The 1,283-nt window shown below is 64.3% G+C and carries 1 protein-coding gene; it reads right to left on the minus strand.

The window, feature by feature from the left end; genetic code table 11:
* Positions 1 to 51 precede the first annotated feature (51 nt).
* Entirely contained in the window at positions 52 to 1,146 is a 1,095-nt protein-coding gene (gene nadA / locus ACYQ2W_RS26190; RefSeq protein WP_459874010.1) for a quinolinate synthase NadA, read from the minus strand.
* Positions 1,147 to 1,283: the final 137 nt, after the last annotated feature.

The raw sequence follows: 1,283 nt of genomic DNA on the forward strand, positions 1-1,283 counted from the left end.
CCGGACGGGCGTCTCGACGCCCCAAAACAGGAAGTTATTCTTTCGCGGGCCCTAAGGCGACACCTCCAGCATCCGTTCCAGGGAACGACGCGCCTGCTCCGCCTCTTCCGGGGCCACCGTAATGCGGTTGACCACGTTCCCCGCCACCAGGTTCTCCAGCACCCACAACAGGTGCTGAGGATCGATGCGAAACATGGTGGAGCACATGCAGACCATCGGCGACATGAAGTGGCAGGACTTCCCCTCCCCCTTGAACTGCTCGTGGAGGCGGTTGACCAGGTTGAGCTCGGTGCCGATCAGCCAGCGCGTGCCGGGAGCGGAGTCGGCGACGGTCTTGATGATCATCTCGGTGGAGCCCACCGCATCGGACTTCTCGCACACCTCGAAGGGCGATTCGGGGTGGGAGACCACCTTCGCCTCCGGGTACTTCTCGCGGAAGGCGTCGATGTGCTCGGGCTGGAACATCTGGTGAACCGAGCAGAAGCCGTTCCAGAGGATGATCTTGGCCTTCTCGATCTGCTCGCGGGTGAGCCCGCCGAGGGGCTGCTCGAAGTCCCACACCACCATCTCGTCGAGCGGGATGCCCATGCGGTGGCCGGTATTGCGGCCGAGGTGCTGGTCGGGGAAGAAGAGCACCTTCTCGCGCTGGGAGAAGGACCACTCCAGCACCTTGCCCGCATTCGACGAGGTGCAGACGATGCCGCCGTGCCGGCCGCAGAAGGCCTTCAGGTCGGCCGCCGAGTTGATGTAGGTGACCGGAGTAACGGCCAGATCGGGGTCGAGTATTTCGGAAAGCTCCCGCCACGCCCGCTCCACCTTCGCCAGATTGGCCATATCGGCCATCGAGCAGCCGGCGGCCAGATCGGGGAGGATCGCGACCTGATCGGGGCGCGAGAGGATGTCGGCCACCTCGGCCATGAAGTGGACGCCGCAGAAAACGATGTACTCCGCCTTCGACCGGGCCGCCTGGCGGGAGAGCTTGAGCGAGTCGCCGGCGAAGTCGGCGTACTTGAACACCTCGTCGCGCTGGTAGTGGTGACCGAGGATCACCACCCGCTCGCCGAGCGCCGCCTTGGCGGCGACGATCCGCTGGTCGCACTCCTCGTCGGAGAGCAGCGCGTAATCCTCGATGGGCAGTTCACTCATTTGGCGGCACCTTCGCACACACGACTTTCATACTTGGGCTGTTCAACGCGGAGGACGCAGAGGCACAGCGAAGACGGATGACTGTAGGAGCGACCCTTAGGCCGCGATTGCCGACGGACACCTCGGCAGTTCCGTTT

Source organism: Endothiovibrio diazotrophicus, assembly GCF_054657215.1.